We start from the raw sequence: 23,931 nt of genomic DNA on the forward strand, positions 1-23,931 counted from the left end.
TCCGGATATGTAAAAATTGACTTGTCGAATTGATTATAAAAAGCAACCGGGCTGCAGCCCTTCCGGGAATCCCGGACAGCTGGACAACCAGGTTGCTTCTTCAACAGCTTCTTAGCGGCGAAGGCCGAGCTTCTCGATCAGAGCGCTGTAACGTCTAACATCCTTGTTTTTCAGGTATGCCAGCAGCTTGCGGCGCTGACCGACCATTTTCAGAAGGCCGCGGCGCGAGTGATGATCTTTCTTGTGCGTCCGCAGGTGATCCGTAAGGTTCACGATGTTCTGAGTAAGGATTGCGACCTGAACTTCAGGAGAGCCAGTGTCGCTTGCATGCGTCTTGTGCTCTTCGATGAGCTCTTGCTTGCGTTCTTGCGTAAGTGCCATCCTAGTTCACCTCCAATTACGTAATAGGTTGCTTGAGTAGCCGCCGTCAGCCTCGCCGCCGCCGGTGAGAGCGGACAGGCCAAGCCAAGGCCGGGATGACCGGAGCAACTCCGGACAACATTAGACAGTATAGCATCTACGGGAAACAAAGTAAACGCCTGCCGCTATGAAGCTTCTTCCGCAGCGCCGCTCAGTCCTGCAGCAATTCCCTGGCGCGAGCCTTGTCGCGGCCAAGCTGGGAGACGAGCTCGTCGATTCCGGAGAACTTCTGTTCCGTGCGCAGGAAATGAACGAAATCGATCTCCAGCCTGTATCCGTACAGATCCCCCTCGAAATCAAGCAGATGGGCTTCAAGAACGGGAACGATCTTGTCCTTGTTGAACGTCGGCTTCATCCCATGGTTCAGCACCGCATCATGGACAGAAGGCTCTCCTCCCACGGGTGAAGGAATCCTGACCTTGACCGCATAGACGCCAAGCCGGGGCAGGACGTAAGGACGGTCCGGACTCAGGTTGGCCGTGGGGAAGCCGAGCAGCCTCCCCCGAGCGTCGCCGTGAACGACGATGCCGCTGACCCGGTAAGGCCTGCCCAGCAGTTCGGCCGCGAGCTCGACGCGGCCTTCCTCCAACGCTTCCCGCACATAGGTGCTGCTGACCTTGAGACCGTCCCTCTGGGCGGCTGGAACGATGTCGACCGTGAAGCTTCCGCTTCCAAGCTCAGCCAGCATCTGCGGGGTTCCCGCTCCGCGGCTTCCGAACGTGAAGTCGAAGCCGACGACGGCATGGCTGACGCCGAGCGGGACCAGCACCTCCCTAGCGAACATTTCCGGGCTGATGGCCGCAAAAGCAGGGTCGAATTGCATGATGAAGACGGCATCCGCCCCTGCTTCCCGGAACAGCTCCAGCTTCGCGTCGAGCGGTGTGAGGCATTCGGCGAAACCGCTGCCGATGCCGAGCACTTCGCGGGGATGCGGGTGGAACGTCATCACCGCGGCGCGGGTTCCCGATTGGCGGGCCTCTGCGACGGCACGGTCGATCACATGGCGGTGCCCGAGATGGACGCCGTCAAAATGCCCGATAGCCAGACAGCACGGCGCCGGGGAAAACGCCGGTTCATTGCTGCCGTTGATCGGGTAGCTCAGTTCGTAAATCTCCACTTCCATTCACCCGCATTCCTTTTATTCTGGATGCCTGCAGCCCCGGTTCCAGACTAATCCCGGCGCTGCGGCCCGCATGGCGATCCGCTATTCCGAATCGGGCCGGGCGAACACCTTCACCGGCTTCACCATGCTTCCGTCTTCCGTAATTTCAAACAGGCCGGCAAAAGAGCCGTCCTGGCCATAAAGCCGGAATTGGCTTCCTTCCGCAGGACGTTCGTCCAGCCACTCGACCGGAATCCGGCGTCCTTGCAAAGCTTGGCGCATAGCGGGCGGCGCGGCGCTGGAGCGCGGCATGTGGGCAAGCGCCGCTTCCGCGGGAAGCAGGCGCTGCTCCAGCGTCCCCTGCTCCATCAACAGCTGGGCTTGTTCAAGGGTCAGGCAATCCTCTTCCGAAAAGCCCGCCGACAGCGTGCGCTTGAGCTCCGCCATGGCGGCGGGCACCCCGAGCTTGCTGCCGATATCCTCGCACAGCGTCCGAATGTACGTCCCCTTGGAACAGACGACCCGGAACCGCACAAGCGGATGCGGCCTGTCCAGATCCATCGACAGCACATCCAGAGAATGGATCGTCGCTTGACGGGGCTTGCGCTCCGCTGTCTTGCCTTCCCGCGCCAATTCATAGAGCCGCTTGCCGTCGACCTTCACGGCCGAATACATCGGCGGCAGCTGCATGATTTCGCCCAGGAAGGACATAAGGGCTTGCCTTATATCTTGCTCGCTCAATGCGACTGAATCCACTTGCTCCAGAATCTCGCCGGTCAAGTCAAGCGTATCCGTAGAAATACCAAGCTGCAGGACAGCCTCGTATGCCTTGGGCAGCTCCTGCATGTATTCAACCACGCGTGTCGCCTGGCCGACGCATAAAGGAAGCACGCCGGTCACCATAGGATCCAGCGTGCCTGCGTGGCCGATGCGTTTGGTCCGGAGCAGCCTGCGGCATTTGGCCACCACGTCGTGGGACGTCCAGCCTGCAGGCTTCCAGATTGCCAAAATTCCATCCATCAGTCTTTCAGTTCCTCCCTTATAACGGCTATCAGGGAGCTCATCGCTTCCTCTATCGGGCCGTCAAGGCGGCAGCCGGCCGCCCGGATATGGCCGCCTCCGCCGAAGCGGGAAGCGATCGCCGCCACATCAAGCGTGCCCCCGGAGCGCAGGCTTGCCTTGACGCCGCCGTCACGCAAGCCTTTGAACAGGATGCCTGCCTCCACGCCTTCGACATTGCGGGCATAATTGACAAGACCTTCCAGATCCTCTGGAGCTGCCCCTGTCTCCTGCATGTCTTCGGGCGTGATATGCATCGTGCAGACGCGGTCCCCAAAATGGAATTCCATCCGGTTCAGCCCGAGTCGAAGCAGCCTCAGCTGAGGCAGCGACATGCGCTCAAGAAGCCGATCGGCGATGGCATGACCGCCCGCTCCGGCTTCAAGCAGCTCCGATGCTGCCTGCATGACCCGAGTATCTGTATTGGAATAACGGAAGCCTCCCGTATCCGTGAGCAATCCGGTGTAGAGCATTTCCGCCGCCGGCTGCTCCAGAGGCATGCAAGCGGTCCGGATGAGCCCGTACAGAATCTGCGCCGTAGCCGCGGCGTCGGAAACGACGAGATTGACGGCTCCGTATCCATTATTAGTAGGATGATGATCGATGTTGAGCAGCTCGTACCCGTCTTCGAACCATTCCGCGATCCGTCCGATCCGTTTGAAATCGGCGCAGTCGACAGCGATGATCCGCTTGAACTTCCGTCCTTGATTTTCTCCGTAACGGAGAATTCCTTCCGAGCCTGCCATGAAGCGCAACCTGTCAGGGACAAGGTCTTCATTGGCCAAGACAGCCTTCTTGCCCAGCTTGCCCAGCAGCCAAGCCGCAGCAAGCGTGGAACTCACCGCATCCCCGTCAGGCTGAACATGGGAGACAACCAAGTAGTCGTCTCCCTCGTTCATGAACTGCAGAGCAGCTTCGTATAGATTATCCTGCCCCGCCCCGGTCATTGGCCTCCGTTGTCACGGTTGATGTCCGTGAGCAGGGATTCAATGCGGCTGCCGTACTCGATGCTGCTATCGAATTTGAAGAGCAGCTCCGGCGTATGGCGCAGACGGATTCGCTTGCCGAGCTCCGAACGGATGAATCCGGTGCCGCGCGCGAGCGCCTTCAATGTTTCTTCCTTTTGCTCGTCGCTTCCGAGCACGCTCAGGTACACTCTCGCCTGGGACATGTCGTTCGTGACTTCAACGCCGGTCACCGTGATGAAACCGATGCGGGGATCCTTGAGCTCAGCCTGGATGATCTGGCTGAGCTCCTTCTTGATCTGTTCCCCCACCCGGCCTACGCGGATCTTAGCCATGGTGAATCACCTCTTTAACGTTCTACCTTTTCCTGCACGAAGGCTTCGATAACGTCGCCCTCTTGAAGATCATTGAAGCGCTCGACTGTAATGCCGCATTCGTAGCCTTGAGCGACATCCTTCACATCATCCTTGAAGCGCTTGAGCGTGTCGATTTTGCCTTGGTATACGACGATGCCGCTGCGGACGATGCGGGCTTCCGCCGAACGGGAAATCTTGCCGTCGATGACCATGCAGCCTGCGATCGTGCCGACCTTGCTCACTTTGAACAGGTTGCGCACTTCGGCGTGGCCGATGACGACTTCCTTGAAGATCGGATCCAGCATGCCCTTCATGGCCTGCTCGATTTCTTCAATGACGTTGTAGATGATGTTGTGCAGACGGACGTCGACCTTCTCCTGCTCGGCCGCCACGGCGGCCTGAGTCTCAGGACGGACGTTGAAGCCGATGACGATGGCGTTGGAGGCCGATGCCAGCGTGATGTCGGATTCCGTAATCGCTCCGACGCCGTTGTGGATGCTCTTCACGCGGACGCCTTCCACTTCGATCTTCTCGAGCGAGCCGCGGAGGGCTTCCAGGGAACCTTGAACGTCGGCTTTGATGATGACGTTGAGGTCCTTGATCTCGCCTTCCGAGATGTGCTTGTAAAGATCTTCCAGCGTAACGCGGGAATTCGCTCCCATCTCCGACTGGCGCTGCTTGATCGAACGGCGTTCCGCGATGTCGCGGGCTTTGCGCTCGTCCTCGAACACCATGAACGGATCGCCGGCTTGCGGAACTTCCGTCAGGCCCGTGATCTCGACCGGAGTCGAAGGATCGGCTTCCTTGAGGCGGCGTCCCTTGTCGTTGATCATGGCGCGCACGCGTCCGAACGTATTGCCGGCTACGAATGCATCGCCGATCTTCAGCGTGCCGTGCTGCACGAGCACGCGGGCTACAGGGCCTTTGCCTTTGTCGAGCTCGGCCTCAAGCACGGTGCCGCGGGCGCGTTTGTTCGGGTTGGCCTTGTAGTCGTTGACCTCGGCCACGAGCAGGATCATTTCCAGCAGCTCTTCGAGATTGATGCGCTGCTTGGCTGAAATGTTGACGAAGATCGTGTCTCCGCCCCACTCTTCCGGAACGAGCTCGTATTTGGTCAGTTCCTGCTTGATCGTATCCGGATTGGCATCCGGCTTGTCGATCTTGTTGACCGCCACGATGATCGGCACCTTCGCCGCTTTGGCGTGGTTGATCGCTTCGACCGTCTGCGGCATGACGCCGTCATCGGCTGCCACGACGATGATCGTGATGTCCGTCACTTCGGCTCCGCGGGCGCGCATCATCGTGAACGCGGCGTGGCCCGGAGTATCGAGGAACGTAATTTTCTTATTGTTGATTTCGACCTGGTAAGCGCCGATATGCTGCGTGATGCCGCCTGCTTCGCCGCCGGTCACGTTCGTGGAGCGGATCGCGTCCAGAAGAGTCGTTTTGCCGTGGTCGACGTGGCCCATGATGGTCACGACCGGCGCGCGGGCGATGAGAGTCTCTTCCTCGTCCTTCTCTTCGACCGTCTCGAAATCGTCTTCCTCAACCGGAATCTTGATTTCGACTTCCTCGACTTTGAACTCGGATGCGACGAGCTGGATCGTCTCGATATCCAGTTCCTGATTGATCGTAGCCATGACGCCGAGGAAAATGAGCTTCTTGATGACTTCGGAAGCATCCTTGTGGAGCAGCTTGGCGAGGTCGCCGACTGTCATGCTGCCGCGGACGATGATTTTCTTCGGCGTATTGTCGATTTTCTCGCGCTGAGGCTGCTGGCCGCCGCGGCCGCCCTTGCCGCCTCTTCCACGGCTCTTGTAGCTGCCGCCGCGATCGTCGAAGCGTCCGCCCGTGCCTTGGCCTGGCTTGCCGCCGCCTCTGCGGTTGTTGTTGTTGCCGCCGGGACCGCCTGTGCGTCCGGCTCCGCCTGCGCTGCCGCCGCGGGAGAAGTCGCGTGTTCCGCCTGCGGGCTTATTGTCCGTGAATGTACGGGGAGCTGCAGCCGTGCTGCGGCTTTCGCCGCGCGGGCCGGTCGCTGCTGCTGCTTGCCCGGCGCCCTGCGGCCTGCTGCCGCCGTAACCGCCACCTTGACCCGGAGGCCGTCCTTGGCCGCCGCCCTGTCCTTGCGGACGTCCTTGGCCGCCGCCTTGGCCCGGAGGCCGTCCCTGGCCGCCGCCCTGTCCTTGCGGACGTCCTTGGCCGCCGCCTTGGCCTGGAGGCCGTCCCTGGCCGCCGCCCTGTCCTTGCGGACGTCCTTGGCCGCCGCCTTGACCTGGAGGCCGTCCCTGGCCGCCGCCCTGTCCTTGCGGACGTCCTTGGCCCGGTCCGCGCCCTTGGCCGCCGCCTTGTCCTTGAGAAGCCGGACGCTGCTGAGATCCAGCGGACGAGCCGCTGCCTTGGGTATTCGAAGTCGTATTCATAGTCACCTGTCGTTCCTGCTGATTTTGGTTTGTAGACTGCTCTTGACGTGGAATAGTATGCACTCCTTGTTGCTCCGGCCGCTTGTCTGCGGGGCGCTTGGAAGGGGCCGAGGCGGTTGCCTGCGGGTTTCCCTGCGCGCGCTTGGCTGCGGCGTTCGCTTTGATGTCGCGGAAGAATCCTTCCACTTTGTTGACCATGTCGTTTTCCATCACGCTCATGTGATTGTTGACCGGCGTGTCCAGACGCTTAAGAATCGTTATGATTTCCTTGCTGCTCATGTTAAGGGACTTCGCGTATTCATATACGCGCAGCTTCTCTTTGGTGTCTTTGCCATCCTGTGGTTTAGTCAATATACTCCACCTCCGTATTCTGGCTCAGTTGCCCCCGAATCATGTTCGCGAACCCGGAATCGGTTATGGCCACGATGACCCGCTCTTCCTTGCCAAGAGCCTGCCCGAGGCTGTCCCGGGTGAATGCTTCGGCCAACGGCACGCCGTAGGACGAGCATTTATCGCGATATTTCTTCTTCGTATTATCGGAAGCGTCGGCAGCGACTAGCACAAGCCGGGCTTTGCCTTGGCGTACGGCTTTGAGAACCGTCTCGTCGCCGGTTATGACTTTGCCGGCACGCATCGCCATGCCCAGGTTGGAAAGAGCTTTATTCGTCATCCTCATCCGCCTCCTGCTCTTTGGCGGCAAGGAACTGTTCTTCGACGGAGATGAATTCCCGCTCGAGCTGATCGTAAATCTCCGGCGGAACCGCCTGCTTGAGCGCGCGATCGAGAGCGCGGCTCTTCTTGGCGAGGCGGAAGCATTCCGCTGTCCCCCGCAAGTAGGCGCCTCTTCCGGATTTTTTGCCCGTCAGATCGATGACGATATCCCCTTCCGGAGTCCGGACGACCCGGATCAGCTCCTTCTTGGGCAGCATTTCCTGGCTTGCCACGCATTTGCGCATCGGTATCTTTCTAGGTTTCAAGCGTAGTCCCCCCTTGCGGCAGACAGCCGTGCTTCAAGCGACTCCAGTCGTCCAGCGGCTGGGAATCAGTCGATCGTTATGGAGTCCTGGTGCATCGCGACGCCCTGTGTCCGTTCACGGCCGTATTCCTGCTCCGCTTGCGTCTCGCTCTTGATATCGATCTTCCAGCCGGTAAGCTTGGCGGCAAGACGGGCGTTCTGGCCTTTGATGCCGATCGCCAGCGACAGCTGGTAATCCGGCACGATGACCCGAGCCATCTTCTCCTGCTCGAATACGATGACTTCCAGCACCTTCGAAGGGCTGAGAGCATTCGCTACGTATTCCTCCACGCTGTCGGACCAGCGGACGATATCGATCTTCTCGCCCTTCAGCTCCGTCACGATCGTCTGCACGCGCATGCCCTTCTGGCCTACGCAGGAGCCGACGGGATCCACTTCCGCATTGCGGGAATGGACGGCGATCTTGGAGCGGAAGCCGGCTTCCCTCGCAACCGAACGGATCTCGACCACGCCGTCGTAGATTTCCGGAACTTCCAGCTCGAACAACCGCTTCAGCAGCCCGGGATGGGTGCGGGAGAGGATGATCTGCGGCCCTTTGGTCGTATTCTCCACCTTGGTGATGAACGACTTCACGCGATCGCCATGCCTGAACTTGTCCGTCGGCATCAGCTCGGTCAGCGGCAGCACCGCTTCGACTTTGCCGAGATCGATGAACAAGTGGCGCGTATCCTGGCGCTGGACGATGCCGTTGACAATATCCTCTTCCTTGTCGATGTACGCATTATAAATGAGGCCGCGCTCCGCTTCGCGGATCCGCTGCGTAACGACCTGCTTGGCCGTCTGGGCGGCGATCCGTCCAAAGTCGCGAGGCGTGACTTCGATATCGGCGACATCGTCGAGCTGATAGTGAGGATTGATTTCCCGTGATGCCTCTACCGATATCTCAAGGCGCGGATCAAGCACTTCCTCCACCACGTTCTTGCGCGCGTATACCTTGATGACGCCGGTATGGCGGTTGATGTCCACGCGCACGTTCTGAGCGGTGTTGAAGTTGCGCTTGTAGCTGGAGATGAGAGCGGCTTCGATCGCTTCAAGGAGGATATCCTTGGCGATCCCCTCTCTCTCTCTATCTCGTTTAAGGCTTCAATAAAATCCATGCTCATTGGAACCACGGATCCCCCTTTCAATGTTTAGAAAACGATAGCCAGCCTGGCGCTGGCCACCTTCGCATATGGGATGGCATGACTCTTGCGCCCGGTGCTGACGACGACGGTCTCCCCGTCGAACGAGACCAGCGGCCCTTCGAACTCCTTGAGTCCGTCGATCGGCTCGTACGTCGTGACGAATACCTGCTTGCCGACCGCCTTGCTTACATCTTCCGGCTTCTTCAGCGGGCGCTCGGCGCCCGGCGACGAAACTTCCAGGAAGTAAGCGTCCGATACCGGATCGTTCTGATCCAGCTGTTCGCTCAGATACTCGCTGATGCGTCCGCACTCGTCGATGTCAATACCGCCTTCTTTATCAACAAATACGCGAAGGAACCAGTTGCTGCCTTCCTTCACGTATTCGATGTCCACAAGCTCGAATCCGTTGTCGCTGAGAAATGGGCCGACCATCTCTTCCACGACGGCTTTGATTCTGGATGTGCTCAAATCCAATTGACCTCCCGATCAGTCCGAAAAAGTAGTGGACAAAACGTGAAGAGTGGGTTTCCCCACTCTTCAGAAGTACCTCTATCCCCATGATTACCAAAAAAATTATATCATAACCCGTGTACACTGACAAGATTTGTTTTCCTTAGAAGACTTTCCATGGATGGCTGCAAACCCTTGCGGGGCTTAGAAAAGCGAGAGCTGGTTGGACTCCGGCAGACCGCGGAAGCAGCCCATTCCGGTCAACACTTCGATAATCGTCTTGGTCGCCTTCGACCGCTGCTGGAAATCCTCGATCGAGAGAAACTCGCTGCCGTCCCTCGAAGCTCCGATGTTGCGAGCCGCGTTTTCGCCGATGCCGGCTATCGCCGCGAACGGAGGAATCAGGCTGTCGCCGTCGATCGTCCATTTCGTCGCGTCGGAGCGGTACAGGTCGATCGGCTTGAACGAGAAGCCGCGCGCAGTCATTTCCAGCGCCATCTCGAACATCGATACCGAGGCCTTCTCCTTCGGCGTCGCCGCGAAGCCCTTTTGCTCGATCTCCACCAGCTTCTTGAGAATCGGCTCGTAGCCTTGGCACAGCAGCTCCAGATCGAAGTCTTCCGCACGGACCGTGAAGTAGGTGGCATAGAATTCGATAGGGTGATAGAGCTTGAAAAAGGCCGTGCGCACAGCGGAAATAACATAAGCCGCGGCATGCGCTTTCGGGAACATGTACTCGATGCGCAGGCAGGAATCGATATACCACTGAGGCACCTTGCAGCGCTTCATCTCCTCGATCCATTCCGGCGTCAGCCCTTTGCCTTTCCGGACGCTCTCGGTAATCTTGAAGGCAAGGCCGGCATCCATGCCCGCCTTGTAGATCAGATAGAGCATGATCTCGTCGCGGCAGCCGATAACGGTCTTGATCGAGCAGGTTCCATTCTTGATCAGCTCCTGGGCATTGCCCAGCCATACCCCCGTGCCGTGCGACAAGCCGGATATCTGAAGCAGATCGGCAAATGAAGTCGGCTGCGTCTCTTCGAGCATTTGCCGGACGAACTTGGTCCCCATCTCCGGAACGCCATAGGTGGCGACGCTGGAGCGGATCTTCTCCGGAGCCACTCCGAGCGCTGTCGTGGAGTTGAACATGCTCATCACCTTGGGATCGTTCATCGGAATCGTCGTCGGATCGACGCCCGTCAGATCCTGGAGCATCCGCATCATCGTCGGATCGTCATGGCCGAGGATATCAAGCTTGAGCAGGTTCATTTCGAAGGCGTGATAATCGAAATGGGTCGTTTTCCATTCTGCTCCCGTATCATCGGCAGGATACTGGACCGGCGTGATGTCCTCGACGTCGATGTAGTCCGGCACGACGACAATGCCGCCCGGATGCTGGCCGGTGCTCCGCTTGACTCCGGTGCAGCCTGACGCCAGCCGGCTGAGCTCCGCTCCGCGCCATTTCCGGCCTTTTTCCTCTTCGTATTTCTTGGCGAAGCCGTATGCCGTCTTCTCAGCCACCGTTCCGATTGTGCCGGCGCGGAACACGCATTTCTCGCCGAAGATCTCCTTCGTGAAATTATGCGCGATCGGCTGGTACTCGCCGGAAAAGTTGAGATCGATATCGGGAACCTTGTCGCCTTTGAAGCCGAGGAACGTCTCGAACGGAATGTCCTGGCCTTCGCCCTTCATTTTCTTGCCGCAATGCGGGCAATCCTTGTCCGCCAGATTGAAGCCGGAGGATACGCTTCCGTCCAGAATCCACTCGCTATGCCGGCAGTCCGCATTCAGGCACAGATAATGAGGAGGCAGCGGGTTGACCTCGGATATGCCCAGGAAGGTCGCGACGACAGAAGAGCCTACCGATCCCCGCGATCCGACCAGATAGCCGTCCGCATTGGATTTCTTCACCAGACGCTCGGAGATGAGATAGTTGGCCGAGAAGCCGAACTTGATGATCGGCACGAGCTCTTTTTCCAGGCGGTCGATGACGACCTGCGGCAGCTCTTCTCCGTACATGCTGCGGGCAGTCGAATAGCAGGTATCGCGGATCTCCTCATCCGCCCCTTCCATGATCGGCGTGAACAGCTTGTCCGGAAACATCTCGAACGGCTCGAACCTTCCCGCAAGCTCCACCGTGTTGGCGACGACGACCTGATAGGCAAGCTCTTCGCCGAGGAAGCGGAATTCCTGCAGCATCTCGTCGGTCGTACGCAGATGGGCATCGGGGAGACGCTGGCTCTTCAGCGGGCTGAAGCCCGTAATGCCCATGATCGTGATGTCGCGGTACATTTTGTCGCGGGGGTTCAAATAATGAACGTTGCCCGTGGCAATGACGGGCTTGCCTAGCTTCTCGCCGATCCGGCAAACCTTGCGCATCGCGTCCTCGATCTCGGCACGGCTGCCTACAAGCCCTTTGTCCACCAGATGCATGTAGAAGTCGACGGGCTGAATCTCCAGCGCATCGTAGAATTCGGCGACATCCTCCGCTTCCTCCACCGTCTTGTTCAGGACGGATTCGAAAAACTCGCCCTTCTCGCACCCGGAAATGATGAGCAGGCCGTCCCTCATGTCCTTGAGCTTGCTCTTCGGAATGCAGGCGACACGCTTGAAATGCTCGGTATGCGAGAGCGAAATGAGCTTGAACAGGTTTTTTTTGCCCGCTGCGTTGAGGGCATAGATCATGCAGTGGAACGGACGGCTGTTGGAGAGGTCCATGCCCACATAATCGTTGAGCTGATGAAGCCCGGTCACGCTGCGCTGGGCGGCATCGCCGATCAGGCCGTACAGCACGCCGGCTAGCGCTACGGAGTCGTCCACAGCGCGGTGATGGCTCTCGAGTCCGACCTTGTATTTGTCGGCCAGCGTGTTGAGCCGATGGTTCTTCATGGCCGGATGCAGGAAGCGGGCCAGCTCCAGCGTATCGAGAACCGGATTTTTCAGCTCCGGAATGCCGATCATCTTGCATGACGCTTGAATGAAGCCCATATCGAAACGCGCGTTGTGGGCGACGAGGACGCAGTCGCCTACGAAATCCACGAACTCGCGAAGCTTGGGCTCCAGCTCGGGAGCACCGCGGACCATATCATCCGTAATGTTGGTCAGCTGCTCGATATGGTATGGAATGCGCTCATGAGGATTGATGAAGGTGGCGAACCGGTCGATCTCCTGCCCATTCTTGTATTTGACCCCGGCAAGCTCGATGATTTTGCAATTCGTAATGGAGAGGCCGGTGGTCTCGATGTCGAAGACGACATATTCGGCATCCTTCAGCGTCTCCTGACGCGGATTCAATACCATCGGAACGGCGTCGTTCACGACGTTGGCCTCTACGCCGAACAGCACCTTGATTCCGTTTTTCTTCCCGTGCTTGAACGCTTCGGGATAACATTGCACGTTGCCGTGATCGGTGACCGCAATCGCCTCATGCCCCCATTTGGCGGCCGTCTTGATGTACGTATCCACCGAGGTGACAGCGTCCATCGTGCTCATCGTCGTATGGAGATGGAATTCGACCCGCTTTACTTCAGCGGTATCGGTCCGATCCTTGGGCGCAACGACTTCATGCAGATCGTTGGGCATCATGACGAGCTCAGGCTCCTGCATGAAGCGGTCGTACTCGACGCGCCCCCGGGCCTTGATCCATTTGCCGTTCGACAGCTTGGAGAGCACCTTCACGTCTTCCTTGGTCTTCGCGAACATCTTCATGGCGATCGAATCGGTAAAATCCGTCACGTTGAACGTAAACAGGGTGCTGCCGTTGCGAAGCTCTTTGACCTCGAGCCCGAATACCGTACCCTGTACGGCGATCTTCTTCTCTTCCTCCACGATGTTCATCATCGGCACGGCTTCTTCGCGGATATCGTAGCCGACAGCCAGGCGGACATCGCCTTCCTCCGGCTCCGGAACTTCGCTCGCCGCGCTCGTCATGATCTGCATGACGGTCTCGTTGTTCTCCTGAACGACGCGCTGGGCGAACTCCTCATAGAGCTCGCGGGCCGCTTCGCCTGCCGCCAGCTTGACGCGCAGCGTGCGCGAGAAGCGTTCCTCATAGAAGCGGACGATCGCCTCGTCCAGCTTCTTGCGCTTCGCCAGCTCCAGCCCTGCCTTGTCCATGAGCTGAAGCAGCAGCACGCCGTTCTCGGCCGATGCTTGTCCTTTGGCGAGCCAGCCGTTCACTGAAGCCATCTCCTGCTGCGCCCACTCCACGAACAGCGGCCAATACTCCAAGCACAGGCTTTCGCTCGGAATATGGTCCTCATACGTAAAGCAAAACGATACTTCGGCGATATGCCGGAACTTCTCCCGGACCGTCTTGCAAAAAATACTATAGTAATCGCGCTGGACGAGCGAGCGGACGGAGATGCAGAACGTCCACTCCCGGTTGCTTTCGCTTACCAGCACCTTCTCGATGATCGCGTCCTGGAAATGGGTTCCGATCAGCTCCGGCGGAAGCTCAGCCTGCTTCGTCAGCAGCTCGAAGCGTTGTCTTTTGTCGGCGCTCATGTAGTCCCTCCTGGAAATGCAGCTTTGAACCGTCAATGGAATCTATTATACCGTCGAATAAAGGGGAAGAACATAGAAAGTTGGCAGCAATGCGCGCCAAAGAAACGAAAGCAGCGCCGCTCGCCGGCGGAAACCCCTTTCGATCGCTGTTGAATACGGATTCTTTTTTTATTTAGAACATTCAAGGTTGGAATCCGTCTTCAAAGGCGACCACTACGTTTCTGCAGGGGTTTTCCGCATGCTCCGGCCTCTTTCTTCTGCCCCCGACTTTCCATGAGCAGAGAGAAAAGAGAGAAAAAAACAAAGCCCCATGCCGGGGCTTTGTTGATGGCTGCGGAAAACCACGCAGCGAAAAGATCAGTAGGCTCTGGCGAAGACGACCGTATGCTCTGCCTTCCCGCCGCAGACGAGGCAAGCTTCCTTGCGCTCGGCCGGCTCGAACGGAATGTTGCGGCTCGTCGCGCCGGTCTCTTCCTTGACCTGCTTCTCGCAGGCGGCCGAACCGCACCAGCCTGCCGTCACGAAGCCGCGCTTCTGATCGAGCAGCGCCTTCATTTCATCCAGCGTATCGACCGCATGCGTATTCTCTTCGCGGAAGCTCTTCGCCTTCTCGAACATGTCGCGGTGGATTTCTTCCAGCATGCGCTGGATTTCGTCCTTCAGATCGCTCTGGTTCACGACGCGCTTCTCGCCGCTGACGCGGGATACGAGCACGCAGACGCCGTTCTCCATGTCGCGAGGTCCGAGCTCGAGGCGAATCGGCACGCCGCGCATCTCGTACTCGTTGAATTTCCAGCCCGGGCTCATGTCGGAGCGGTCGTCCACTCTTACGCGGACGCCGGCTTTCTTGAGCTCGCCGTACAGCTCGTCCACTCTCGCGATGACGGCATCGCGCGTTTTGGGAGGGCCGATCGGGATCATGATGACCTGGGTCGGGGCTACCTTCGGCGGCAGCACGAGCCCGCGGTCGTCGCCATGAACCATGATCAGAGATCCGATCAGGCGGGTGCTGACGCCCCACGAAGTCGTATGCGCGAACTGCAGCTGGTTGTCGCGGTCAAGGAACTTGATGTCGAAGGCCACGGCGAACTTGTTGCCGAGGTAATGGGAGGTGCCTGCCTGCACGGCACGGCCGTCCTTCATCATCGCTTCGATGGAATACGTGTCGACCGCGCCGGCGAAGCGCTCGCTAGGCGTCTTCTCGCCGCTGATGACCGGAATCGCGAGATAGTCCTCGACGAACGAACGGTACGTTTCCAGCATGGACATCGTTTCCTCGCGCGCTTCCACCTCGTTCTCATGCGCCGTATGCCCTTCCTGCCATAGGAATTCGCTCGTGCGGAGGAACGGCAGCGTGCGCTTCTCCCAGCGGACGACGTTCGCCCACTGGTTGATGAGCACAGGCAGATCGCGGTAGGAATGGATCCATTTGCTGTACATATGGCCGATCATCGTCTCTGAAGTCGGACGGATCGCCAGCCTCTCCTCGAGAATCTCGCCTCCGGCTTCGGTTACCCATGGAAGCTCCGGATTGAAGCCCTCGACATGCTCTTTTTCCTTCTGGAAGAAGCTCTCGGGAATGAAAAGAGGGAAGTAGGCGTTGCGATGTCCGGTCTCCTTGAAGCGGCGATCCAGCTCATCCTTGATATGCTCCCAGATCTCATAGCCGTCCGGACGGAACACGATGCAGCCGCGCACAGGCGAGTAATCCATCAGCTCCGCTTTTTTGATGACGTCTATATACCAGCGGGAAAAGTCTTCCCCCTGAGGTGTGATTTCCGATACGAATTGCTTATCCTTCGACATAAAGGCTCCCCTCTACCCTCGTACTAAACGTAAAATATCATTGTAAGTCACGGCAAGCATGAGCAGCATCAGCATCATGAAGCCGATGACATGGACCATGCTCTCCCTCGCGGGATCGACCGGACGTCCCCGCAGTCCCTCCAGCCCGATGAATACGAGCCGGCTGCCGTCCAGCGCCGGAATCGGAAGCAGATTGAAGATGCCGAGATAGAGACTGAGCACGGCCGCCCAATTCGTCAGCGACGGGAGGCCTTGCCGGGCGATCTGTCCGGTAACCTCAGCGGTCCGTACAGGACCTCCAAGATCGTCGAACTTGAAGTTGCCCGTAATGAGCTGGCCGAAGCTTTTGAAAATCTGCACGGTCACTTCCTTCATCGTGACGGCCGATTGCGTGACCGTCTCTCCGAACGTCGCGGACCGCATCGGATATCCGGCCGTGATGCCGACCTTGCCGGCCTTGCTCTCCTTATCGGGAACCGGAGTCAGCGTGAGCGAGAGAGGCTCTCCGCTACGGATGATTTTCAATTCAAGAGGCTTGTTCGCCGACTTGCCGATGATCTCGATCATCTTGGCATAATCGGTCCCGACGTCGGTGCCTCCCACCGTATCGATGACATCGCCCTTCTGCAAGCCCGCCTTCTCGGCCGGCATGCCTGCGACGACGCTGTTGATCAGCAGATGTTTGGGATTGTCTTGAACGACGCCTGCCATCTGGATGTAGACAGCGAACAGGACAAACGCCAGGATGAAGTTCATGAAAGGACCGGCTGCAATGGCCAGTGCCCTCTGTCCGACCGTCTTGCTGCCGAACTGCCGGTCGATGGGCGCAATCTGGGTTTCCCTGCTCTTCGCAATCATAAGCGCCTGCGGATGGACGTCGTAACGTTCCGTATCGCCTTCCACATGCAGCTGAATGAACAATCTGCGCTCAAGGTCGATCTGTTCCACTTCGCCTCGGATGACTCCGCTGCGCTCGTCCAGCCGATCGAGATATATGCGTGTCACGCGTCCATCCTTCACACGGACCGCGACCGTCTGCCCAGGCTGGACTTCCGAGATTTCCGGATCTTCGCCTGCCATGCGGACGAATCCGCCTGCGGGAATTAGACGGAGCGTGTAGCGGGTTTCCCCTCGCTTGATGGAAAACAGCTTGGGTCCGAATCCGATCGCGAATTCACGGACCAGAATGCCTGCGCGCTTGGCAAAAAAATAATGTCCCCATTCATGGATGGTGACAATGACGAAAAACACGAGAACGGTCATGAAGATGACCTGAATTGTACCCATAGCTGTCAGTGCCTCCAGTCGGTTAACGGCCTGTACCTAGATTATCATTATTCTCCCGGCAGACACAAGAGAACCGCCCTTCGCCGGCAAACCTCCGCCGTCCCGATATGGACCTCGGCAGTTGACGAGGAAAAACAGCTTTCAGCGGAAGGAAGCGTGGCTGAAGCTAACGATTATGGGGGCAATAGAGGGATTCTAAACCGCTGAGGAAGCTTCCCGCCGAGCCCAGGCATCCGCCTCGGCGATCTCTTCCAACCCCGGGACAGCAATGACGTCATGCCTTTCAAGGACGCTCTCGAGAATGCTCTCGATGTGGAGGAATTCGATCTCGCCCTTCAGGAAACGGTCGACCGCCACCTCGTTCGCCGCATTGAACACCGTCGTCGCCGTGCCGCCCGCACGTCCGCATTGAAACGCCATGCGCAGGCAGCGGAAGCGGTCGTAGTCCATCTCCCGGAAGGTGAGGCTGCCGGCCTGCACCAGATCCAGCCTCTTCGACGGGCTAGACAGCCGCGCCGGGTAGGAGAGGGCATACTGGATCGGCACCCTCATGTCCGGCATGCCAAGCTGCGCGATAATGCTATGATCCTTGAACTCGACATACGAATGGATGATGCTCTCCGGATGGATCACCACGGAAATATCGTCGTAGGACAGGTCGAACAGCCAGCGGGCTTCAATGACTTCAAAGCCTTTGTTGACCATCGTAGCGGAATCGATCGTGATCTTGGCGCCCATCGACCAGTTGGGATGGTTCAGAGCTTCCGCGACCGTGACCCCGCCGAGCTGCTGCCGCGTGCGGTCCCGGAAAGAGCCGCCGGATGCGGTCAGCGTGATGCCGAGAACATCCTCTCTCCGCTCCCCGTTCAAGCATTGGAACAATGCCGAATGCTCGCTGTCCACGGGAAGGATGCTCACTCCGCGCCGCTTCGCGGCGTCCATGACCAAATGCCCCGCCGTAACGAGCGTCTCCTTGTTCGCCAGCGCGATCGTGCGCCCCGCTTCGATGGCCGCAAGCGTAGCCGGGAGGCCGCGGCTTCCCATAATGGCCGTCACGACGACATCGGAGCTGCCTCCGCCCGCCATTTCCACCAAGCCCTCTTCGCCATGCAGCACCTCTACGCTTGGAGGCAAAGCCTCCCTGGCGTAGCGTGCTCCTTCCTCCGTGGCGAGACAGACCCGCTTGGGCTTGAATTTCAATGCCTGCTGGACAAGCAGCCGGGCATTGGAACCGGCCGCCAATCCCTCCAGCTCGTATTCATCCGGATGGGCTGCCATCACATCGAGCGTCTGGGTGCCGATCGAGCCGGTCGATCCGAGAAGCGTAACTTTTTTCACCGAACCATCTCTTTCTTCTTATGTATTGGCGCCGCTGTCAGACGGGAACGAGGCCCGTCAGCACAAGAAGCGGAAACACGATAATCCAGCTGTCGCAGCGGTCGAGCACCCCGCCGTGACCCGGCAGCAAGCGCCCGCTGTCCTTCACGCCGCGAAGACGCTTGTATGCCGACTGGATCAGATCTCCGAACTGCCCGGCTACTGCCGCCACAACACCGATCATGACCGCATGGCCGAGCCCGATCCATTCCGGAGCGGCGAAGTGGAACGCCGCTGCGACGACGATGGAGGCCAGCACGCCGCCAAGCGAGCCTTCGATCGTTTTGTTGGGGCTGATTGCCGGCCACAGCTTCGTCCTACCGATCGCTTTGCCGATGAAGTAGGCTCCGATGTCGGAAGCCCAGATGCAGCCGAAACAGAGGAAAGAAAAGAAAAGCCCGTGTTCATGGAAGGCTCGGACCTGAAGCATGGAACCGAAACCATATCCGACATAGAGAGCTCCGAGCAGCAGCAAGGCGGCTCCGTCTAGCGTCGTCTCGTTCTTGCTCACGACGGTCACCGCGAGCAGCAGCAGCATCAGAATCCATACGGCATAACCGTCCATCGGCATCTCGAGTCCCATCTTCTCCCAAGGAAGCAGAAAAAAAAGCATCCCGGCATAGCCGATCAGCCCGGCCGGGTGCAGGGGACGAAATCCGTTCAATCGAACATATTCGTAAAAGCCGATGAGGGCAAGAAGCAGCAGCAGCACGTTGTAACTTGGGCCCCCAACGACAAGCAGAAGCAGGAACAAGGCTCCCGCCAAAGCTCCGGTAACGATGCGTTGTTTCATGGGTAAGGTCCTCTTTCAAAAGCGGATCGTTAAATGCCGCCGAATCGCCTTGCTCGCCGCTGATATTCCGCGATGGCTTCCTGGAACAATTCTTCCGTGAACGCCGGCCAGTAAACATCGGTGAACCACAGTTCGCTATAAGCCATCTGCCAGAGCATGAAGTTGCTTAGACGAAGCTCTCCGCTCGTTCGGATGAGCAGATCAGGATCCGGCAAGCCGCTGCTGAGAAGGCGCTTCGCCATCATCTCTTCCGTGATGTCGCCTGGCTCCAGACCGCCGTTCCTCACATCCATTGCCAAGGATTTGACCGCATCCAGCATTTCGGACCGGCTTCCGTAATTCAAGGCAAAGTTAAGAACCAACCCGGTATTGGCTTTTGTTTTTTCAATCGCTTCGTCGAGCGCTGCCAAAGTGAAGTCCGGCAAATTGCCCCGGTAGCCCATCATCCTGACCTGGACATTGTTCTCGATGAGCTCTTCGAGCTCAAGCGCAAGAAACTCCTGCGGAAGCCGCATCAAAAAATCGACCTCTGTCTTGGGCCTTTTCCAGTTCTCGGTCGAAAAAGCATACAAAGTCAAAAATTTGACTCCGACCCGGTCGGCTGCCATCGTCACCTTCTTGACCGCTTTCATGCCCGAGTGATGGCCGGCTATCCGCGGCAATCCCCGGTTTTGGGCCCATCTTCCGTTGCCGTCCATAATGATGGCCACATGTTCCGGAATATTGTCCAGGCTTGTGGGGTCCGCCACCTGCGGAGATGCCTTGCCGCGCTTCGACCATAACCGCTCAATCATCCTGATTCCTCCCCGCCGGCAATGACTTTAGGCTGGCAGGCTCCTCATAGGAGCCATGATGCAGGCAAACCCCACCTGTCGGAGGGGCTTGGATCTGACCTGTGCCGGCATTCCCGGCCTAAACTTCCATGATGTCTTTTTCTTTGACAGCAAGCACCTTATCGACTTCAGCGACAAACTTGTCCGTCGTTTTCTGAATGTCGTCCTGATGGCGCTTGGACTCGTCTTCGGAAATATCCGTTTTCTCCAGCTTCTTGATTGCATCGTTGGCATCGCGGCGGATGTTGCGGATCGCGATTTTCGCTTCCTCGCCGAATTTTTTCGTCATTTTGACGAGCTCCGTACGGCGCTCTTCGGTCAGCATCGGCACGACGATCCGGATCGACGTCCCGTCATTGGACGGAGTCATGCCGATATCCGATTTCATGATCGCTCTCTCGATATCGCTGAGCGAAGATTTGTCCCAAGGCTGGATGAACAGCGTGCGGGAATCGGGCGTATTGATGTTCGCCAATTGGTTGAGGGGAGTCAAGGCCCCGTAATACTCGACTTGAATGCGGTCCAGCAGAGCCGGATTCGCACGGCCTGCACGAAGCGTGCCCAGATCGCGTTTCAAGGCTCCGATGGCCTTTTCCATTCTTTCGGATGCGTCTGCTTTGATTCCTTGCGGCATCTTATTGTGCACTTCCTTTCACGATCGTTCCGATTTTCTCTCCCAGGATGACCCGCTTAATATTGCCTGGAATCGTTATGGCGAATACGACGAGCGGAATATTGTTGTCCATGCAGAGCGAAGTGGATGTGGAATCCATGACGCCAAGATTGCGGTTGAGCACATCGAGGTAAGACAGCTGGTCGAACTTCTCCGCGGTTTCGTCCTTGAACGGATCGGCGGAATAAACCCCGTCCACTTTGTTCTTGGCCATCAGAATGACCTCGGCTTCGATTTCAGCCGCGCGCAGCGCAGCCGTCGTATCCGTAGAGAAGAACGGATTGCCCGTTCCGGCCGCGAAGATGACGACGCGCCCTTTCTCGAGATGGCGAATCGCGCGGCGGCGAATATACGGCTCCGCGATTTGCTGCATGGCAATCGAGGTCTGGACACGGGTCGGCACATCGATGGATTCAAGCGCATCTTGCAGAGCCAGCGAATTCATCACCGTAGCCAGCATGCCCATGTAATCGGCTGTCGCACGGTCGATTCCTTTGGCTGTTCCCGCGATACCGCGCCAGATATTCCCTCCTCCGACTACGATAGCCACTTCGACGCCAAGCTCCACGACTTCCTTGATTTGCTGCGCGATGGACGAAATGATCTCTGCCTCGATGCCATAGCCAGCCTGCCCCGACAGCGATTCACCGCTGACTTTCAGGACGATCCGTTTGTAGACGGGATTCTCCAACGTCAATACCCCCATGTAATACCCAGATTTGCTTTACTTCAGCCTTGTCCGTGGACAAAGCAAGAGGCGGGGCGGACGCCCCGCCCCGCCTGCTGCGTTCGGTTGATCAAAGCGTTCCGTGCGGACACGGAACGCCTGGAGACGACTTACAGTTTGGCTTGCGCCATGACTTCTTCAACGAAGTTGTCGACTTTTTTCTCCAGACCTTCGCCGAGCTCGAAACGAGCGAAGCGACGGATGGAGATGTTCTCGCCGATCGTGCTGATCTTTTCGTTCAGCAGCGTGGTGATCGTCTTGTCCGGATCTTTGATGAAAGCTTGCTCCATGAGGCAGAACTCCTCATAGTACTTGCTCAGGCGGCCTTCAACCATTTTCTCGACGATATGGGCAGGCTTGCCTTCGTTGAGGGCTTGGGCTTTAAGAATTTCGCGCTCTTTTTCAAGTTCAGCCGGATCGACTTCTTCACGGCGAACGTATTTGGCGCCTACAGCTGCGATTTGCATAGCGATGTCTTTGCAGAATTCGCGGAATTGATCCGTTTTGGCAACAAAGTCCGTCTCGCAGTTGATTTCAACGAGAACGCCGATGCGGCCGCCGGCGTGGATGTAGGATTCAACGACGCCTTCCGTAGCTACGCGGCCGGCTTTGTTGGCAGCGGCTGCGAGGCCTTTTTCACGAAGCAGCTCGGCTGCTTTCGTCAGATCGCCGTTTGCTTCTTCCAATGCTTTTTTGCAATCGAGCATTCCTGCACCCGTTTTTTCACGGAGTTCTTTGACTGCGCTTGCGTTGACTGCCATGATTTATTCCTCCTGATTGCCTTTGCCAGGCGTTATGTTCGTGTATTCTCTCAAAAAAAGGGCGGCGAGGAGGCTTTCACCTTCTAACCACCCTTTGTTGTCTTCATCGTGTTAACCTGTTCAGAACAGCTAAAGCCGTTCCTTACGCGGTTGTTTGCTCGCCTTGGTTGGCTTCTACGATCGCATCGGCCATTTTGCCCGTAAGCAGCTTGACAGCGCGGATAGCGTCGTCGTTGCCCGGAATGACATAGTCGATCTCGTCCGGATCGCAGTTGGTGTCTACGATGCCGACGATTGGAATGCCCAGCTTGCGGGCTTCAGCCACGGCGATGCGTTCTTTGCGCGGATCGATGATGAACAGCGCGCTAGGCAGCTTGCGCATGCCTTTGATGCCGCCGAGGAACTTCTGGAGACGGTCTTTTTCTTTGCGAAGAATGATGACTTCTTTTTTAGGCAGGACTTCGAACGTGCCGTCCTCTTCCCATTTCTCCAGTTGACGGAGACGGTCGATCCGTTTTTGGATCGTGGAGAAGTTGGTCAGCGTGCCGCCGAGCCAGCGTTGGTTGATGTAGTAGTTGCCGCAACGCTCTGCTTCTTCTTTAACAGAGTCCTGGGCTTGTTTCTTGGTACCTACGAACAGAATCGTACCGCCGTCTTCAGCCACGGAGCGGACGAAGTTATAAGCCTCTTCCACTTTCTTGACTGTTTTTTGCAGGTCGATAATGTAGATTCCGTTACGTTCCGTGAAGATATAGCGATCCATTTTAGGGTTCCAGCGGCGAGTTTGGTGACCGAAGTGCACACCAGCCTCGAGCAGCTGTTTCATGGAGATCACTGCCATCCTCAACACCTCCTGATTGGTTTTTATTTGTGTCCTCCGCCGATGTCATCTTCCGGCAAGACTCCCCATAAGGAAGCACCCTTGTCGAAATTAACCGGCGTGTGTTTTTAACACCGTCAATTACTATAGCATACTGCCTGCCCGCTTGCAACCTTCAAGGCTTGCTTTGACAGGCGGGCCATCAAAGCCTCCTAGCCGCCTGAGCCGATTCTCTTTTTCGCCTCGTCAGGGTCCATAGGCTGGCCCGTCACGATTTTTTTCACGGCGGCAAGATCCTGCGATCCTTTGAAGGAAAAATAGCCGGCCCGGACCGTGCCCGGAGAGCCGCCCTTCTGCATGTAAGCCACGAAGTCTTCTCCCTGTTCGACGACTCCGCTGCTTTCCAGCAGCTTTCCGACCGAGGTCAAATTCGAATTCGGCGGAATTCTCACGATGATCGTTTTCCCGTTCGCGCTGCTTTTCTCCGCCTTCTTGGACGAGGAGTCCTGCTTTGCGGGAGAAGGCTTAGCCGCCGGACTCGGAGACGGGCTTGGACTCGAAAAAGCGCCGGCAGCACCCGATTCAGTCTTGAGCGGGGACGCGGCCGGCTGATTGCCGCTTTCCGGAGAAGCGCCGTCGGGGCTGCTCTCTGCTTCCCGTTCCCGCAGCGCTTTCTCGATTGCGGCTTGTACAAGCAGATCGGCTTCCTCTTGCGTATAGACAGCGCTCTCCTCGCCGCTGCCCGACTCCGATGAGCCGGATTCGACGCCTGCCCAAGACGCTGACTGCGCTTGGCCGGCATTCATTAATTGAAGCAAAAGAGCACCGGCCATCATGCCGACGCCCAGTCCGATCCAAAACGACCTCTTACCTCGCATTCGCCGATTCCTCCTGCCTTGCAAGCTGCTGGATGAGCAGCACCTCTCCCTTATGGATGCCGAGCTCCTTGGCGATCTGGTCCACGGATCTCCCCTGCTGCTCCAAGTCGAACAGCTGCCGGAAGCGAGCGCGGATGGATTCCGGCGCTTGCAGCGGCTGGGCTGCTTCCTCTCGCTGCATTGGAGCAGCTCCGGCAGCTTCCGCCTGTCCTGCAGCCAGAGCAGAGCCGGAGTTGGCGGCAATAGCATCCTGAAGCAGCCTGCACTGCTTCTCCAGCTCCTCGATGCGCTGCTCCCTCAGCCTTGCTTCGGCCTGTTCCTGCTCTCTGGAGGACTTGACCAGCTCGCCGAGACTCCGATTGCTTTCTTCCATATTTTCCATGAACTGCTCCAGTGCGTTCTCCATCTGCTCAAGCCCTCTGTCGCGGGATACGCTCTCCTCTGAAGGCTTCTTTCCTCGGCGGGGCGCCGCAAACGCCCATACCAGGACGACCGCCCCCAGCAAAACGATATACTGCCATGGCTGCATGTACGATCT

21 protein-coding genes and 1 pseudogene are annotated in these 23,931 nt (G+C 57.9%); all 22 read right to left on the reverse strand.

Annotated features, from left to right (window positions below):
* Positions 1-111 precede the first annotated feature (111 nt).
* The 22 genes and pseudogenes from rpsO to AC06G8_RS12740 all read right to left on the reverse strand — a co-directional run bounded on the left by rpsO (position 112) and on the right by AC06G8_RS12740 (position 23,922).
* Positions 112-381, reverse strand: coding sequence for a 30S ribosomal protein S15 (gene rpsO, locus AC06G8_RS12635; RefSeq protein WP_021878678.1), 270 nt, complete (start codon positions 379-381; stop codon positions 112-114).
* Positions 382-571: 190 nt separating this feature from the next.
* Positions 572-1,543, reverse strand: coding sequence for a bifunctional riboflavin kinase/FAD synthetase (locus AC06G8_RS12640; RefSeq protein ID WP_447661130.1), 972 nt, complete (start codon positions 1,541-1,543; stop codon positions 572-574).
* Between the two features lie 81 nt (positions 1,544-1,624).
* The gene (gene truB / locus AC06G8_RS12645; protein WP_447661131.1) at positions 1,625-2,542 is read right to left on the reverse strand and encodes a tRNA pseudouridine(55) synthase TruB; all 918 of its coding nucleotides are present in this window, start codon (positions 2,540-2,542) and stop codon (positions 1,625-1,627) included.
* Entirely contained in the window at positions 2,542-3,528 is a 987-nt protein-coding gene (locus tag AC06G8_RS12650; protein ID WP_447661132.1) for a DHH family phosphoesterase, read from the reverse strand. The genes truB and AC06G8_RS12650 overlap by 1 nt, the downstream gene beginning before the upstream one ends.
* Positions 3,525-3,881 carry a 30S ribosome-binding factor RbfA gene (gene rbfA, locus AC06G8_RS12655; RefSeq protein WP_447661133.1) on the reverse strand — a complete coding sequence of 119 codons (357 nt, stop codon included), beginning with the start codon at positions 3,879-3,881 and terminating at the stop codon, positions 3,525-3,527. Before rbfA ends, AC06G8_RS12650 begins: the two co-directional genes overlap by 4 nt.
* Positions 3,882-3,895: 14 nt before the next feature.
* On the reverse strand, positions 3,896-6,673 hold the full coding sequence (gene infB / locus AC06G8_RS12660; RefSeq protein ID WP_447661134.1) for a translation initiation factor IF-2: 2,778 nt from the start codon (positions 6,671-6,673) through the stop codon (positions 3,896-3,898).
* On the reverse strand, positions 6,666-6,992 hold the full coding sequence (locus tag AC06G8_RS12665; protein WP_021879640.1) for a YlxQ family RNA-binding protein: 327 nt from the start codon (positions 6,990-6,992) through the stop codon (positions 6,666-6,668). The genes infB and AC06G8_RS12665 overlap by 8 nt, the downstream gene beginning before the upstream one ends.
* Positions 6,982-7,299, reverse strand: a complete 318-nt coding sequence (gene rnpM / locus AC06G8_RS12670) for an RNase P modulator RnpM (protein ID WP_076355374.1) — start codon at positions 7,297-7,299, stop codon at positions 6,982-6,984. Before rnpM ends, AC06G8_RS12665 begins: the two co-directional genes overlap by 11 nt.
* A gap of 65 nt (positions 7,300-7,364) precedes the next feature.
* Positions 7,365-8,461, reverse strand: a pseudogene (gene nusA, locus AC06G8_RS12675) (transcription termination factor NusA).
* Positions 8,462-8,488: 27 nt separating this feature from the next.
* On the reverse strand, positions 8,489-8,950 hold the full coding sequence (gene rimP / locus AC06G8_RS12680; RefSeq protein WP_447661136.1) for a ribosome maturation factor RimP: 462 nt from the start codon (positions 8,948-8,950) through the stop codon (positions 8,489-8,491).
* 186 nt (positions 8,951-9,136) lie between these two features.
* Complete coding sequence (locus AC06G8_RS12685; RefSeq protein WP_447661137.1) at positions 9,137-13,438, reverse strand: PolC-type DNA polymerase III; 4,302 nt, start codon at positions 13,436-13,438, stop codon at positions 9,137-9,139.
* A gap of 357 nt (positions 13,439-13,795) precedes the next feature.
* Positions 13,796-15,244 (reverse strand): proline--tRNA ligase, encoded by a 1,449-nt coding sequence (gene proS, locus AC06G8_RS12690; protein ID WP_447661138.1) that lies wholly within the window; start codon positions 15,242-15,244, stop codon positions 13,796-13,798.
* 12 nt (positions 15,245-15,256) lie between these two features.
* Positions 15,257-16,531 (reverse strand): RIP metalloprotease RseP, encoded by a 1,275-nt coding sequence (gene rseP, locus AC06G8_RS12695; protein WP_447661139.1) that lies wholly within the window; start codon positions 16,529-16,531, stop codon positions 15,257-15,259.
* 195 nt (positions 16,532-16,726) lie between these two features.
* Positions 16,727-17,869, reverse strand: a complete 1,143-nt coding sequence (locus AC06G8_RS12700) for a 1-deoxy-D-xylulose-5-phosphate reductoisomerase (RefSeq protein ID WP_447661140.1) — start codon at positions 17,867-17,869, stop codon at positions 16,727-16,729.
* A 37-nt stretch (positions 17,870-17,906) separates the two neighbouring features.
* A complete protein-coding gene (locus AC06G8_RS12705) occupies positions 17,907-18,701 on the reverse strand; it encodes a phosphatidate cytidylyltransferase (RefSeq protein ID WP_447661141.1) in 795 nt (264 codons plus the stop codon).
* A gap of 29 nt (positions 18,702-18,730) precedes the next feature.
* Positions 18,731-19,495 carry an isoprenyl transferase gene (locus AC06G8_RS12710; RefSeq protein WP_447661142.1) on the reverse strand — a complete coding sequence of 255 codons (765 nt, stop codon included), beginning with the start codon at positions 19,493-19,495 and terminating at the stop codon, positions 18,731-18,733.
* 118 nt (positions 19,496-19,613) lie between these two features.
* Positions 19,614-20,168, reverse strand: a complete 555-nt coding sequence (frr, locus tag AC06G8_RS12715) for a ribosome recycling factor (RefSeq protein WP_447661143.1) — start codon at positions 20,166-20,168, stop codon at positions 19,614-19,616.
* 1 nt (position 20,169) lies between these two features.
* Positions 20,170-20,898, reverse strand: a complete 729-nt coding sequence (gene pyrH, locus AC06G8_RS12720; RefSeq protein ID WP_048747540.1) for a UMP kinase — start codon at positions 20,896-20,898, stop codon at positions 20,170-20,172.
* A gap of 146 nt (positions 20,899-21,044) precedes the next feature.
* Positions 21,045-21,695, reverse strand: a complete 651-nt coding sequence (tsf, locus tag AC06G8_RS12725) for a translation elongation factor Ts (RefSeq protein ID WP_076355354.1) — start codon at positions 21,693-21,695, stop codon at positions 21,045-21,047.
* Positions 21,696-21,837: 142 nt separating this feature from the next.
* Positions 21,838-22,536 (reverse strand): 30S ribosomal protein S2, encoded by a 699-nt coding sequence (gene rpsB, locus AC06G8_RS12730; protein WP_048747535.1) that lies wholly within the window; start codon positions 22,534-22,536, stop codon positions 21,838-21,840.
* 191 nt (positions 22,537-22,727) lie between these two features.
* On the reverse strand, positions 22,728-23,393 hold the full coding sequence (locus tag AC06G8_RS12735) for a hypothetical protein (RefSeq protein ID WP_447661144.1): 666 nt from the start codon (positions 23,391-23,393) through the stop codon (positions 22,728-22,730).
* Positions 23,383-23,922: a hypothetical protein gene (locus AC06G8_RS12740; RefSeq protein WP_447661145.1), complete on the reverse strand. Its 540-nt coding sequence runs from the start codon at positions 23,920-23,922 to the stop codon at positions 23,383-23,385. Before AC06G8_RS12740 ends, AC06G8_RS12735 begins: the two co-directional genes overlap by 11 nt.
* Between the last annotated feature and the right edge of the window lie 9 nt (positions 23,923-23,931).

Source organism: Paenibacillus sp. SJS-P3, assembly GCF_056711585.1.